The sequence below is a fragment of the Phnomibacter ginsenosidimutans genome (assembly GCF_009740285.1).
In the GTDB taxonomy this organism is placed as follows: Bacteria; Bacteroidota; Bacteroidia; order Chitinophagales; family Chitinophagaceae; genus Phnomibacter; species Phnomibacter ginsenosidimutans.
In genome coordinates, this window is the sequence record NZ_CP046566.1 from 3,515,678 (window position 1) to 3,530,787 (window position 15,110).

Genomic DNA, 15,110 nt, shown 5'->3' on the forward strand with positions numbered 1-15,110 from the left:
TTAATGTGCCTCTCCGACGGCGGCACTTCTCCCAAAAACATCAGCTTTTTCTACCTGAAATATCCATTATTTTGCCGCGAAACTTTTCCTGTGGCTGCATTTTCTCCGGTTATTGATGCTGAATTGGCTGCCTTTGAAGTAAAATTCAAAGAAGCGGTGAAAAGTCGGGCACCCCTGCTCGACAGAATAACCTATTACATCATCAACAGGAAGGGCAAGCAGTTGCGCCCCCGGTTTGTACTCCTCTCAGCCAAGCTTTTCGGCCCCATTACTGATGCCTCTTACCGGGCAGCCAGTTTGGTAGAATTATTGCATACCGCTACGCTGGTACACGATGATGTGGTGGATGAAAGCCTCGAACGCCGTGGTTTTTTCTCCATCAATGCCCTTTGGAAAAACAAAGTAGCCGTTTTGGTTGGCGATTATATGTTGAGCAAAGGCATGCTCATGTCCGTTGATAATCAAGACTTTCAGATTCTCAGCATCATGAGTGGCGCCATCCGCAGCATCATTGAAGGTGAGTTGCTGCAACTCGAAAAATCTCGCCGGCTCAACCTGAAAGAAGACGTTTACCTTGAAATTATCCGGAGCAAAACCGCCTCTTTATTGGCATCTGCCTGTGCTGCCGGGGCTTGGAGCACCACCCAAAACATGGACATTGCCAACAAAATGCACAAGTTTGGTGAACTCGTGGGCATGGCTTTCCAAATGAAAGATGACCTCTTTGATTATGGAACCGATGATATTGGCAAGCCAACCGGCAATGACATCAAGGAGAAAAAACTGACACTTCCCCTCATTTATACCATCAACCATGCGCCGGCGGATCTGCGCCGGCAGCTCATTTACAGCATTAAAAATGAGAACCGCAAACCTGAGCGGGTCAAGTGGATCATCGACCAGGTAATTGCTGCGGGTGGTATTGAATACGCCAGCCAAAAAATGGATGAATACCGGTTACAAGCTGCCGCTATTCTTGATGAATTCGAAGATTCAGAGGTTAAAAAAGCGATTTTGCAACTGGTAGAATACACCACGAACCGGAAATACTAGCCTGATTCTCTTTATTGCCCGCCCCTTACATTTACGCCATGGAAAAGCGTTGGAAGCTGCTACCCACACATACCGACCAAACGAATGCCTTGCAACAAGCTCTCAAGGTTCACCCGGCTATTTGCCGCCTTTTGGTGCAGCGCCATGCCGACACATTTGACAAAGCCAAAGCCTATTTCCGCCCATCGCTGACCGGCCTTCATGATCCTTTTTTGATGAAGGACATGGGCAAAGCCGTTGTCAGACTCTTACAAGCTTTTGACCAAGGCGAACGCATTATGGTATATGGCGACTACGATGTGGATGGCACTACATCCGTGGCTTGCATGTACCAGTTTCTGCACGACTTGCACCCCAATGTTGAATTTTATATACCACACCGCTATAAGGAAGGCTATGGTGTTTCCAAAGCGGGTATTAATACGGCCATACAAAATGGCGTCACACTAATTGTTTCGTTAGACTGCGGCATCAAATCTGTAGAGTTGGTGGCTTATGCAAAAGCCAACGGGGTAGACTTTGTGATTTGCGACCACCATATGCCCGATGAAGAAGTGCCCGATGCCGTGGCTATTTTAAATGCCAAACAAAAAGACTGCGCCTACCCTTTTAAAGAATTGTGTGGTTGTGGTGTAGGTCTCAAACTCATGCAGGCCATTTGCACCCGTCTGCAGTTGCCAGATGAAAAATGGATGCGATACCTCGACCTGGTGGCCACTGCCATTGCAGCCGATATTGTTCCCATGGTGGACGAAAACCGCATCCTAACGTACTTTGGATTGCAGCAGGTAAATAATCATCCCTCTACCGGTATACAAGCATTAATGCGCCTTGCTGAATTGAAAGCACCGGTACATGTGAACAATCTGGTATTTGCCATTGCCCCAAGGGTAAATGCAGCAGGCCGCATGGACGATGCCAAAAAAGCAGTCGAACTGTTTATTGAAAAGGACATTGACAAAGCAATGGCCATTGCTGAGCAATTGCATTTAGACAACACTGACCGCAGAGAAGCAGACAGCACTATTACAGAAGAGGCGCTGGCCATGATTGAATCTTTCGATGCCAGCGACAACCGCAAAACCACTGTACTCTATCAAAGCCATTGGCACAAAGGCGTAGTAGGAATTGTAGCCAGCAGGCTCATCGATAAATATTATCGTCCTACCATTATTCTTACTAATAGTGGCGATAAAGTTTCTGGCTCAGCCCGTAGTGTCATTGGCTTCAATGTGTACGAAGCCATTCATCAATGCAAAGATTTGTTGGAAAGCTATGGTGGTCATTTTTACGCAGCAGGCCTCACCATGAAGCCGGAAAACGTTTCAGCTTTCTGTGCCCGTTTTGAAGAGGTAGTACAGCGGACTATTGCTGAAGAAATGCTCACCCCCGAAATCACCATCGACACCTGCATTGAGTTCGCTGATATCAATCCCAAATTTTACAATATTCTCTGCCAAATGGAACCCTTTGGACCAGAGAACATGCGGCCTGTTTTTGTGGCCAAAAATGTATACGAAACTGGCGCTTCCCGCATTGTAAAAGAGGCGCATATTAAATTCTCTTTAAAGCAGGGCGCTGTTGTGCTCGATGGCATTGGTTTTGGCATGGCAGAAAAGTTTCCACTGCTGCAGCCCAACCAACCAATTGATGTAGTTTTTACCTTAGATGAAAATGAATGGCAGGGCAACAAACGCATTCAGCTACGGGTGCTCGATTTGAAAGCTGCCGGCAGCCTTTATCAGGAATGTTGAGCAACGCTTGGGCATACATCCGATACTTCATATTCATTGCCCGGCATTGGGATATACGGCTGGCTGCATTTGTGGTGTACCACGAAATAAAGGGTGAGCATAAATACAAAACACGTTCTACAGGCATTGACACCCTTCACTCCAGCATTTCAGCAGAAGATCTGCAACATGCCAGCATTTACCAACCCGTTAGTTTTTACATTGCGGAACTGCTCTTTCAACAGTTGCCGTTTCATATTACACAAACAGGATTTTTAGATGCCGGCTGTGGCAAAGGCCGTACCATGGCCATGGCAGCATATCACGGATTTAAGCAGATTGAAGGCATTGATTTATCCGCCGCCATGATAGCTCATACCAACACAGCCATCGCAAGCTGGGCTTCATACTACCCTCATGCCAGCTTTCATGCATGGCAGCAAAATGCCATGGATGTACAAGTGCCCCTGCACACAAGCGTTATTTTTTTATTCAATCCGTTTGACGCTTTTGTGATGCAGGCTTTTGTAAAACGGGTAGCAGAAAGCCTGCAGCAACAACCCCGTGAAATGTATGTGCTCTACTGCAATCCCTTATACAAAGACATTTGGGAAGCAGTCGGTTTTGAAAGCATTTTTCATTCGCAAAAAATGCACTACCTCGAAGGAGTAGTGCTGCACTTTTTACCAAAATAAAAAAGCCGGTTGCACTTAGCAACCGGCTATATTTTTTACACAGCTTTATTTTACGCTTCAGCAGGTGCTGCCTGCTTGCTATCCATCAGTTCTACACTTCGGTGGATGAATGCTGTCAAATCACTACCCTTGAGCATGCCTTGGCTCAGCAATGCGAGGTCAATCAAATTCTGCGTCAGCTTTTCCTTTTTCGCTTCATTGCCTTCCTGTAAAATCTGCTGGTGAATCGGATGGTTGCCATTCAGGGTAAAGTTTACTTCATCGGGCATGTTGGCATAGAAACTCATCATACCACCACCGCCACTAATAGCTGCCATGTCCTTCATACGACGGCTCCATTCGGGGCGGGTGGCTACCACTGGCGCCGTATCCGGGCTCAGACCTTTTACTTCTACCACGGCGCTTGGATTGGTGAGCTTGCTTTTAAACCAATCTATCAGGCTGGTGCTTTGCTCCTGCGTCAATACACTTTCGTTCTTTTCATCTTTGTCAATCAGGTTGTCGGCAATATCGCTGTCTACCCGTACAAACTGCACATCACTCAGCTTGGCTTCCATCTGGCCCATCCAGCTGGGATCAATCAGGTCGTTCAGTTTTACCACGTAGTAGCCCTTGCCCTGCGCTGCTTTTACAAACGCATCCTGCTGCACTTCGTCGCTGGTATACAGTACCACCGTTTTCTTGTCTTTGTTTACCTGCAGGCTTTCTACTGCTTTTTTATATTCTTCAATTGTGAGGAAATTGCCGCTGTTGGTATCCTGCATAATCAGGAAGTTCTTGGCTTTGTCGAAGAACTTGTCGTCGGTCATCATGCCGTACTTCACAAACAAGCCGAGGCTCTCCCACTTGCTTTCAAAATCGGCCCGGTCGTTGCGGAATATCTCATCCAATTTGTCGGCCACTTTCTTCGTAATGTGGGCGTTGATTTTCTTCACATTCGGATCGCCCTGCAGGTAGCTGCGGCTCACATTCAGCGGAATATCGGGGCTGTCTATCACACCATGCAGCAACATCAGAAATTCAGGCACGATGTCTTTTACTTCGTCCGTTACAAACACCTGATTGCTGTACAACTGAATCTTGTCTTTCTGTATTTCGTAGCTCTTCTTGATTTTGGGGAAATACAATACACCCGTGAGGTTGAACGGATAGTCTACGTTCAAATGAATCCAAAACAGCGGCGTTTCGCTAAAGGGTCCGTACAGCTCTTTGTAAAAGTTTTCGTAGTCATCTTTGCTCAGCTCACTGGGCTTGCGTACCCATGCAGGGTGCGTATTGTTGATGGGCTTCGCTTCTTCCACCACTTCGGCTTCTTCCACTTCACCCTCAGCCTTATCCTTAACCTCAGCCTTGTCCTCCTTCTTTGCATTCGCATCGCGGAAGAAAATAGGCACAGGCAAAAACTTACAGAACTTTTCGAGGATGCCTTTCAGGCGATATTCATCCAAAAACTCTTCGCTGTCTTTGTCTACATGCAGGCGTATTTCTGTACCCCGTTCAGTGCGTTCTGAAGTTTCTTCCAGTTGGTATTCGGGACTGCCATCGCATTCCCAACGTACGGCGGGTGCATCTTTCCAGCTCTTGGTAAAAACTTCCACTTTGTGGGCCACCATAAACGAGCTGTAAAAGCCCAAACCAAAATGCCCGATGATGCTGGCTTCGGCCTGGCCTTTGTATTTTGCCAAAAATTCTTCGGCACTGCTAAACGCCACCTGGTTCAGGTATTTGTCTACCTCTTCGCCGGTCATGCCAATGCCTTGGTCAATGATGCTAATGGTTTTGTTTTTGGCATCCAGCACCACTTCAATGCGGGGCTCGCCCAGTTCGCCGCTAAACTCGCCAACGCTGGCCAGCGTTTTCAGTTTGCGGGTGGCATCTACGGCGTTGCTCACCAGTTCACGAATAAAAATTTCATGATCGCTGTACAGGAATTTTTTAATGATCGGAAAGATGTTTTCCGAACTCACCCGAATGTTTCCGGTCGCCATATTGATACGTGTTTTATGTGAAAATGAAAGCCCGATCGGATCGGGAAAATTACCTGCACACACACGGCAAATTCGGTGCCCGCCTGCCTCTGCCTGACAAAGTTTCCCCTCCGCCCGAAAGGCTGTCAGTTTACCGCTACAGCCAGTGGGCTTGGGGTGACAAACTGCGTTGGCATTGATTTCTCTCTTTCCGACAATGAAGATGAGCTTGGGGCTGTCAGCCCCGCCAAAGGCGGGGTGCATGGCTCAGCTATCGTTCGCTCCCCCTGCAAGCTCCGCTTCGCTCCGGCCCCGACCGAAGCGTCGGGGGCTGGCCTCGTTCCTCGGCCACTTTCCGGGCAGCGCAGCCCATCAGCCGCAGTGCATCACCCAACAAAAAAACACACAAGCCCGAAGGGCTGACAGGATTGTAGAAAAAACAAACCCATGTGTTCCCAACCCCGAAGGGGTGACATTTTCAATGGCTAAAAATTATATCACCCCTTCGGGGTTTTGAGCACTACAACAACATTCCGGCTTTCTATAATCATCTCACCCCTTCGGGGTTGAAAACATTTAATCCAAAGCACCGTGAATGCGTTAATCGCTAAATGGATGAGTTTTCAAAATCAATAGCTTCTCAATTTCAATTTTCTGTCCCCACTCTTCATTCAATTGAGTCATCAATTCAATTTGTTTCATAAATAGCTGGCGTCTAAAATCCTGCGTCTCAATTCTGTTTTTCAGCTCAAAGTCACAAGCCATAGAAAAAGTAACACTTCTGAAAACTTTAAAAAGTAATTCATTGAGACTTTCAGTAACGAATCGTTCTAATTCTTCGCCACGTTCAACAACTACATAATGGTATCCTTTATCGCTTATCTCTATGTGAGGGTAAGCACCATCACGAGTGTGACCGTAAGAAGGTAAAAGATGGAATGGAGCATTTATCTTCTCTGCTAACCTGTCTACCAAAACTTGTATTTCAGCTAAAGTAATTTCCATTTGGTTTATGAATTCTTTTAGCAGCAACGTCTCTCGCAGAGGACGTTGAGTTGCATTTTTTCCCAACAACGCAACGTCCCTTGCAGGAGACGTTGCTTGCAAAGAGAACGTTTCGATTTACTGCTTCACCAACTTTAATTGCACTTCATTCAGCTGCAACAAATAATAACCCGTAGGCAAGCCCGTTACCGCGGTTTGAATAGCAGGCTGTGTAGCCGCTGCGGCAGTTTTACCTGATGCGAGCAGTTTGCCATCGGCTGTGCGCAATGCCCACTGCACGGTTTGCACCGCTGCTGGCAGTTGCAATTGCAGCTGGCCCTGCACCGGGTTGGGGTAAATGGCATAGCCCTGCGTGGCCTGTACCCGCAAGTTGATGATGTTGCTCAACTGCACCGAACCATCCACATCTACCAACCGCAACCGGTAGCGATAATTTCCAGCTACCAGCGGTCCGTCGTTGAGGTGATATTGCGTGGCCACATTGCTGTTGCCGGCGGCTTTTACTGTAGCGACTGGCACAAATACAGCACTGTTGCCTGCTGCTCTTTCTACTACAAAATGGCTGGTATTTTGCTCTTGCAGCGTACGCCATTGCAACTGTGCCGTTTGCTGCTGCACCCGGCCCTGCAAGGGTTGCAGCGTAGCAGGCAAAGGTTGGTCGAGCAGGAAGCGGGCAAACACCGGCAGGTGGTCGCTGGTGGTGCTGGTATAGCTGGTTACATAGGTGCGTGGGTCTTCCACATCGGCACTACCGCTGAGGTAGAGGCTGTTCATTTCATTGCTCACAAAGAGGTGGTCAATCATGCTGTTGCCACTGCCTACAAAGCTGCCTTTGCCAGCCGCACTAAAGCCTCCGGTGAGGGCGGCATAGCTGGTCGCATCATCTACAAAAGGCTTGTACGGCGAAGGCTGACCCGTGAAGGTTGAGTTGATGGCATCATCATTATAGTCGCCAACAATAATCACCGCATCATTGGCATAATACGCATCCAGAGAGTCTTTCAATACACGGGCATCGTACACACGGCGGTTGTAATCTTCTGCCGCAGCACTGCCCGATTTCGCATGTATCACCACTACATGCAGCGTACGTTGTGCCCCATTGATATTTGCATTGAACGTAGCCATAAAAGGCAATCGTCCACTGGCCCAAAATGCACTGGCACCTTGTGCAGATGGGTACGAAGGCAAGGTATTGCTGCCGCTTCTTGCTGCATCATAAATGGTTTCAAACATGGCCCGGCTGCTCACCAGCGTCATGGTGGCGGGATTGTAGAGCACCCCTACTTTTTGGGGTGGGAAGTTTGGATCGGGTGCATCAAAAGAACGGCTCCACCTTGGAGATAATACCGCAGCATAACCGGGCATTTCACTCAGCAATACATTCCATACCGAGTCACTGCTGATTTCCTGCACACCCACCACATCGGCATTCAACCGGCTGATGACGGTCTTGGCATTCTGCTTCTGGGTTTCTTTGTAGGGTTGCGTAGCGGTATTGGTACTGTTGCTACCAAAAAATGTCATGTTCCACGTAGCTACATCCAGCGTTTCAGTCTTGGGATAAGATGAAGCGAAGTACATTGCCAACACACTATCTAAACCTGAAGCCACAGCTCTCAAACGACCGGTATCCCGCAGTTGTTTTTGTATTGGCGTATAACGCACATACACAGTGGCACCCGCAGCAAGTGAAGCATTGCTCAGCAGCAAACTACTACCAAAACTACTATTGTCGGCAGAGAGTTGCCAGCCGCTGTTCATGCTCAGCGTTACATCGCCAAAGCCTTTACCCGTGAGGGTTACAGCTTGTGCGGCACTGCTGCTGCCCACACTCACTTCACCCAGATTGGCGGCTGCAGACGAAGCCTGAATATAACTGCTCACGTTAGCTACTTGCACATCATCCAACGTCCAGCGGGCTGCGCCTAACGCCGCTGTAGATAGGTATTTAAAAGCGACATACACATTACTGGTTTTGTATGCACTCAGGTCGATGTTGTCAGATAACGTCCATGTATTGCTGGCAGTGCCGGGCAGGTTGGCAGGCAAGGCTGTCCAGGTGGCTGCGGCGGGGTTGCCGCTACCACTATAGTTGGTGCTAATCAGCACTTGCATGGCAGGACCGCTAAACTCGGTGCGGCTCCAAAAGCGTAACACCGGGATGTTGAAGGCGACACTCAAATCCATGGGTGGCGATATCAGCCAGTCTTCATTTTCTACCACGCCGGCACTAAAGCCATTCATTTGAATACCATTGCTGCTACGGCCAAAGCTGGTGCAGTTCCACACTTGTGCTCCGGTGGTACTGAATTGCGTAAAGCCGCTGCCAGGCTCACCCGCTACCGTGCAACTATTGAAATCGAAACTCAAATTGGATGGGTCAAAACCCTGGCCCGACAACGTGATTGTTTTTTCTGCAGCGCCGGCACTGTTGTGCGTAATGCTACCACTGGCAATACCCGCCACGGTGGGCGAAAATTTTACGTAAATATTTTTGCCAACGGCGGCTTCGAACATGGTGATGCTGGCAGTGGTTCCAAAAGAAACATTGTCGGTAGAAATGCTGAAAGGCGCTGCTGTTTGCAGGTTTACATTACCCGTAAGGCCAGTACCACTCACAGTGTATTGCTGCGCCACACTGGTAGCACCGATGTTGGTGAGTGGTAACGTCAACAGATTGCTGCTGAGTGAAATAACGGGTGTAGAACCTGCGGCGGCAACCGACCCATTGATAATGACATTATCAATACTAAATGTACCTGCACTGCCTTCTGCATTGAAGCCATAAAAGCGAAACGTCAGCGGACCCGTTGGATCGGTATGGCCGCTGCTCAGCGTAATCGTGCTGCCAGCATTGGCCGCAGTGCTGGCATCGCTTACCTGAAAAATATTGCCCGACACCACACTCAGGTTCGCATTGCCACTCACACTGGCGGGCAGGTTGGCACTATAGCCATCGGCACTGCTGCGTACCGCATACTGGCGAATGCCCGTACCACTGCGCTGAATGGTAAAACTGATGCTGCTCACACTCAGCGAAAAGCCTGCATTTGGGGTAATAGTGACCTGATAATATTGGCCGGTTTGCAAGCTGCCCGTAAACACATCGCTACCATTGGTGGCGCCGGTTGGCCAGCCCACAAAACTAAAACGCCCCGTTGCGTTGGGGTTGAGGCCCATGCTGTAAGGATTGCCCGTAGCAGGCACAGCAGTAAACTTGTCGAATGTGGCACCGGTAGCTGTAGGTGCCGTTGTAGGGTCGGTGTAGCCGCCGCTGCCGCTGGCCACACTGGCAAAATCGTAGGTTACAGTAAATGCCTGACTATAGAGTTTGGTTTGGCCACACATCAACAACACTGCTGCCAATAGCAGCACACGAACAGAAGCGATCATAGCAGTTTCCTCATCGTTTTTTTCAGAACGGCAAAGTAATAGTAGCATCCATACCGAAAAGCAAAACAGGGCAGTTGATTACACACCTTTTCTGCAGTACCAACACCAAACCTGTATGATGAAGTACACATCACCGAAGTGGCAGCCCCTTTTCCATCTTTCGCAATATGGCTGTAAACTCAACATTCGGAATCTCCAAATCATCACAAATTTGCACAGCCATTTTCATTTGTTCAATTGCTAAGCCTACATCACCTGTCTGATAAAGCAGTCGGCCATACGTATCCAGAAATTCGGGCAGTCGAATCATTTCTACGGATCGCTTCGACCATTTTTTGGCCTCTAATAAAATGGTTGGATTTCGATACAATTCATACACTTGCCAAGCAAGTCTATTTAATTCCATTCCTACCTTTTCGCGGCGAGATGCTATTGCATTTGGCTTCAAAGCAGAACCGCTCATAGTTTTGGTTGCAGTGTTAGCACTGGTGTCTGGTTCATTTTTCCACTTGTTCACCATTAATGAATCTTCTCTATCCAAAGAATCAATAGCTAAAGACATGAAGAAATCTTTGGCAAAAAGGTCTGCTTGTCTGAAATAATTGAGGGTGTCTTTTGCAGCATAGCAATAACGTAGAAACTCTCTGTAAAAAACGTACTCGCCAATTCTTTTGCTACCTTGGATATTTTTAGAATAATTCGCCACTAATACACCAAGCTTCAAGTTTTTATCCGCCACTGCCCGATCCATCGACTTGTTTATCTTCCGAAAATTTATTTCGTCTTGTTCATTTTTTTTGAATATCAGCCACGCCTTTTGCAACTGCGGATAGTATTTATACATCAATGAATCTACTGCAGAAGCAATAATCGGAGCAGAAATCAGCATCAACTTCAGGGTTTCCTGCGTTGCCAAAGAGTCTGCTGGCAACAGACGAACGTAGTGTTGTACCAAAGAATCACTTTCCATTCTGTTGTTCAGGCGTAACTCAATCAATCTTTTAGTAAGCGCCAACGATGAAGGCTGCGATTGCCATTCTTTTTCCAATACAGCTACTTGCTTGTTACCTAACGATCGGCTGAAGGCTGTCCGCATGAAATTTAAATAGGTTGCTGACTGGTTGGAAGTCATGGCAACCCTGTATACAACAGTACCAGTTTCATCAAAAAACAATACGGCAAAAGCTTCGTCGGGGTTTGTCAGATGTATTCTTCTCAAAGAATCTGCGAAGCGGGAATTCACCGCCGGCCTGAAAATGAGGCACGAATCATTTATTTTCCGGGCATCTTCTGACAGCAAACCAATGGTGGTGGCTTCATTGCATTTGTAACAAGTTTTGCTATCCAAAATCACCATAAGCAGCTTTCCCTGAGAGGCCGAAGTTTTCAATGCAGTATCAAAACCGCCGCTAAAGAATGTTGCCTGAGATAAAACCTGTACTGACAACAGAAAATGAAGCCCTATTATAAAGCACAACCTTGTAAGCATGGTTCGAAAATACACCTATGGCAAATTAAGTGCCGTTATGTCGACTATTTTCTTACTAAAAAATCTGTTCATACTAAAAAGGCAGCCCAACTTCTTCATCAAAAAAGGCTTTCAGGAAATCTCCCTGAAAGCCTTTGTATGTGCAGTTGACCCAATTTACTCGTCAACTTGTTAACCTTCCAACTTGTCAACTTTACAACCAACCTACTGCCCCTGCGCCAGGCTGTATGCCTTTTTACCTTCCCACATGTTCAGCAGTTCCAGAGAGCATACTTTGTATTCACTCATTACCCGCTTGTACAGTTCCAGTACATCAATTTGCGTCAGCGGAGAATCGTCTTCACTCTCAAAGCGGCAACGGTATTGGTTTACCAGGTTGGTGAATACACTGCCCTTAGGCCATACCTGCGTACCGCGGTTGCTGATGGTAACCAGTTTGAACAGCACACCGGTATGCTGCAGCAACTTGTTGGCCAAATCCGTTGGCTGCTCATTGCTTTCGATGAAGATATCGACACCCACAATTTGCTCACCAGCCATTTCAGCACTTTCCAGCATGGGGTTTTTTTCCAGCTTAAAATGCGTTGGGGTCATGGGCATATTAGGCAACACGGGCTTGGCGCCATGAGCAGGCAGCTTGCCAATGTTAGCAATGATGGCATTGGCAAACTCCGTGGTGTTGACACTAGGAATGCTCTTATCGCCAAAGTCGCCGGTATGAATGCCGCTTTCGAGGGTAAAGAGCAATGCATTTTCAATATGCGCTGCACTTTCCATAAAGCCCAGGTGACGCAACATAGCAATGCCACTCAGCAACAGGGCGGTGGGGTTGGCAATATTTTTACCCGCAATATCCGGAGCGGTGCCATGCACGGCTTCGAAAATGCAGATATGGTCGCCGATGTTGGCGCTGGGTGCAAAACCCAAGCCACCCACCAATCCAGCGCAAAGATCACTGACGATATCGCCCTGCAGGTTGGTGAGCACCACCACATCAAAGCTGTCGGGACGGGTAACGAGTTTCATGCAGAGGTCATCTACAATTACATCGTCGGCCTTCAAATCGGGGTATTCTTCAGCCACTTTGTAAAACACTTCCAGGAAGAGGCCGTCGGTAATTTTCATGATATTGGCCTTGTGACCGCAGGTAATGCGGCGGGCACCTTTCTTCTTGGCCATTTCAAAAGCGTAGCGAATCACCTGCTCACTACCGGGGCGGGTAATGAAACGGCGGCTCAGGGCTACGTCGTGGGTGAGCATGTGCTCAATACCGCCGTAGGTATCTTCAATGTTTTCACGAACCACGGTTACATCAATGGGGATACCGGCTTTGCTAAACACGGTATCTACGCCGTGCAGGGTTTGAAACACCCGCTTGTTGGCGTAGGTGTTCCAGGTTTTACGGGCTGTTACGTTTACACTTTTTACGCCTTTGCCCTTGGGGGTTTCCATGGGGCCTTTAAACAGGATGCCCAGTGTTTCGATGGCCTGCTGGGCTTCGGGGGTCATGCCATTGCTATAACCTTTGTCGAATACCCATTTGCCCATGTCGACAAACTCGTACTCCAGCGGTACGCCGGCAGCGTTAAAGATTCCCAACACGGCGTCCATTATTTCCGGACCGATACCATCTCCTTTGGCAACTGCGATTTTCATAAATGAAGCGATTGATAGTTGTGTACACGGCCAGCCGGCCGTAAAAAATTGTTGCAAAAGTAAGGATGCCAGCCGCAGCGGCTACGTTAATTTGCGAATGGTTTTTTATAACCGGTGGATGTAAGTTTTGCAACTTTTTTTGCTGGCAAACGTTGAAATTGCCCCTACCTTTCCAATCAGGTAAGCAGTAGCCCATGCATTCATTAATCACACAAGGTGTAGAGATCACCGTTGAAACCTACTACCAGCCGGATTTCAGCAATCCGACACACAATGAGTACATGTTTGCGTACCGCATTACTTTAGAAAATCACAATCCTTTTCCTGTTCAACTCCTGCGCCGCCACTGGGATATTTTCGACAGCAATGGCGAATACCGCGAAGTAGATGGCGACGGCGTGGTGGGCCAGCAACCGGTGCTGAACCCCGGCGAAGTATTTCGCTATGTAAGTGGCTGCAACCTGCAGTCTGACATGGGCAAAATGTGGGGCCACTACGAAATGATCAACCTGCTATCGCAGCAATCTTTTGAGGTAGAAATTCCTGCCTTCGATATGCTGGCGCCTTTTAAGGGGAATTGAGTTGGGGAGTTGGCAGGTTGGAAAGTTGACGAGTTCCAGCGTTCACAAGTTCCAGAGTGCAGCATGTAGGATACAAAGCATGCCATAGGAAGTTCGTTGCCTTCACTTCCTTATTTTTTATTTCTTATTCGTTTGTTCCTTATTCCTCATTCGCCCATCAGCACATCAGCTAATTAGCTAATCAACTAATTGCTAAGGCTTATACCCCGCTTGCTCAAAAACTTGCCGGGCGGGCATTTTCATCAGGTCGGGAAATTTAGTGTCGGGAAATTTGGCCAGATAGGCATTCACTATTTGCCGGCCTACAAACAAGGCAATGTAACCCGGGGCACCCTCGCCCAACTCCTGGGTTTTGGGGCCGTCTTTCAAATAGTTTTGGTTGATGAGCGGGTCTTTGCTGTACAGCAAATCGTTTTTCATGAAGAAGTTCCAGATAAGTGCCTCGTTGGCTTCGCAACCTTTTACCTGTTTGCCGGTGTAACCGAGTTGCAAGCTATCTGCCACATCGGGCAGCAGGCGTTGCAGCAGCGCCATGCGTTTGCCTTTTTCCACCATGTCTTCCAGCAGCGTCAGGCTTTCGGGCTTGTACGGAAAGGCATCTTCAATCAAATTTTTAGTCGCATTCACCAGCATAGTAGCCGGCGTAAAACGACGGGTTTGATAATCGAAAAACACACCGGCCCGTTTGCCTTCGTCGTACACCTGCGCATTGTCGCCGAGGTGCAACTGCAAGGCAATGCCCACACCGTTTTGCGTTCGCACATCACCATAATCGCCAATGGCAAAAGGCTCATAGGCATCCATAGGACTGATGAAAGTGGTGATGACAAAAGGAGAATCGGGTTGGTAGCCGGGTACATAATGCTGCAGGTAGCGCAGCACTTCTACCATGTCTTTTTCCAGTTGCGGCAAATGCTGATTGGCCACGCCGTTGGCCACTTCGTACACGGGTGTATAGCTGCGCAAAAAAGCCGTGATGGCCGCCAGCGCCTGCGGATCGCCAGGATTGATGCCGAGCATTTTGCTCAGGTAGTTTTGTAAAAAACCGGGATACTGCTGCTGCAGTTGGTTGAGGCCGGGCACCAGCTGGTTGGTATCCAATGCAAAAAGGACTGATCAAAACGTTCCGTTTTTACACTGGCCGAAAAAGCACTGACATCAGGCTTTTGCTGGCCGCTTGTTACAAGCATACACACCCGCCAGCAGGCTCATCCACAGCATTATTCTTTTTACCATACCGCAAAAGAACGATGTGTGTTGGAATTTATTGGACAAGGAAAATACAAAGCTGTGGAAAGCGGCCTGAGAAGTAACATTCGAGGAATTGGAAGGACGGCTAAACGGTATTCAAATCCCGAAAAGAAATTTTAATCTAAAACAGCACTACACCAACAGTGCAATCTTTTAAAGCATTTACAGGCCATCCTTCCATTCTAATTTGGTAGTACGCCAGCGGCGTAACCTTTTTGTAGAACTTGAAATTATCATAGGACATCCCTGCCCCAGCGGGGCAGCCTGTTGATTGGGTTGCCCCG

The 15,110-nt window shown here is 48.0% G+C and carries 10 protein-coding genes; 4 read left to right on the forward strand and 6 right to left on the reverse strand.

The features are described 5' to 3' along the window. Nucleotides 1-3: 3 nt before the first annotated feature. From GLV81_RS15255 to GLV81_RS15265, 3 genes are read left to right on the forward strand one after another with little or no spacing between them, the layout of a single operon-like run. A complete protein-coding gene (locus tag GLV81_RS15255) occupies nucleotides 4-1,053 on the forward strand; it encodes a polyprenyl synthetase family protein (RefSeq protein ID WP_157479641.1) in 1,050 nt (349 codons plus the stop codon). 38 nt (nucleotides 1,054-1,091) lie between these two features. Then, nucleotides 1,092-2,807 (forward strand): single-stranded-DNA-specific exonuclease RecJ, encoded by a 1,716-nt coding sequence (gene recJ / locus GLV81_RS15260; RefSeq protein ID WP_157479642.1) that lies wholly within the window; start codon nucleotides 1,092-1,094, stop codon nucleotides 2,805-2,807. Next, entirely contained in the window at nucleotides 2,801-3,481 is a 681-nt protein-coding gene (locus GLV81_RS15265) for a class I SAM-dependent methyltransferase (RefSeq protein ID WP_197428484.1), read from the forward strand. Before recJ ends, GLV81_RS15265 begins: the two co-directional genes overlap by 7 nt. A gap of 50 nt (nucleotides 3,482-3,531) precedes the next feature. Here GLV81_RS15265 and htpG read toward each other — a convergent pair whose 3' ends face one another. The 5 genes from htpG to GLV81_RS15290 form a co-directional block, all read right to left on the reverse strand. Next, nucleotides 3,532-5,469, reverse strand: a complete 1,938-nt coding sequence (htpG, locus tag GLV81_RS15270; RefSeq protein ID WP_157479644.1) for a molecular chaperone HtpG — start codon at nucleotides 5,467-5,469, stop codon at nucleotides 3,532-3,534. Nucleotides 5,470-6,048: 579 nt separating this feature from the next. Further along, on the reverse strand, nucleotides 6,049-6,555 hold the full coding sequence (locus tag GLV81_RS15275) for an Imm63 family immunity protein (protein WP_157479645.1): 507 nt from the start codon (nucleotides 6,553-6,555) through the stop codon (nucleotides 6,049-6,051). Between the two features lie 15 nt (nucleotides 6,556-6,570). Beyond that, nucleotides 6,571-9,849 (reverse strand): choice-of-anchor J domain-containing protein, encoded by a 3,279-nt coding sequence (locus GLV81_RS15280; RefSeq protein WP_197428494.1) that lies wholly within the window; start codon nucleotides 9,847-9,849, stop codon nucleotides 6,571-6,573. A gap of 130 nt (nucleotides 9,850-9,979) precedes the next feature. Then, nucleotides 9,980-11,296, reverse strand: coding sequence for a hypothetical protein (locus GLV81_RS15285; protein ID WP_157479647.1), 1,317 nt, complete (start codon nucleotides 11,294-11,296; stop codon nucleotides 9,980-9,982). 246 nt (nucleotides 11,297-11,542) lie between these two features. Next, the gene (locus GLV81_RS15290) at nucleotides 11,543-12,994 is read right to left on the reverse strand and encodes an NADP-dependent isocitrate dehydrogenase (RefSeq protein WP_157479648.1); all 1,452 of its coding nucleotides are present in this window, start codon (nucleotides 12,992-12,994) and stop codon (nucleotides 11,543-11,545) included. A gap of 194 nt (nucleotides 12,995-13,188) precedes the next feature. Between GLV81_RS15290 and apaG the strand changes: the two genes are divergently transcribed. Then, nucleotides 13,189-13,575: a Co2+/Mg2+ efflux protein ApaG gene (apaG, locus tag GLV81_RS15295; RefSeq protein ID WP_157479649.1), complete on the forward strand. Its 387-nt coding sequence runs from the start codon at nucleotides 13,189-13,191 to the stop codon at nucleotides 13,573-13,575. Between the two features lie 192 nt (nucleotides 13,576-13,767). Here apaG and GLV81_RS15300 read toward each other — a convergent pair whose 3' ends face one another. After that, nucleotides 13,768-14,676, reverse strand: coding sequence for a gliding motility protein GldB-related protein (locus GLV81_RS15300; RefSeq protein WP_157479650.1), 909 nt, complete (start codon nucleotides 14,674-14,676; stop codon nucleotides 13,768-13,770). Nucleotides 14,677-15,110: the final 434 nt, after the last annotated feature.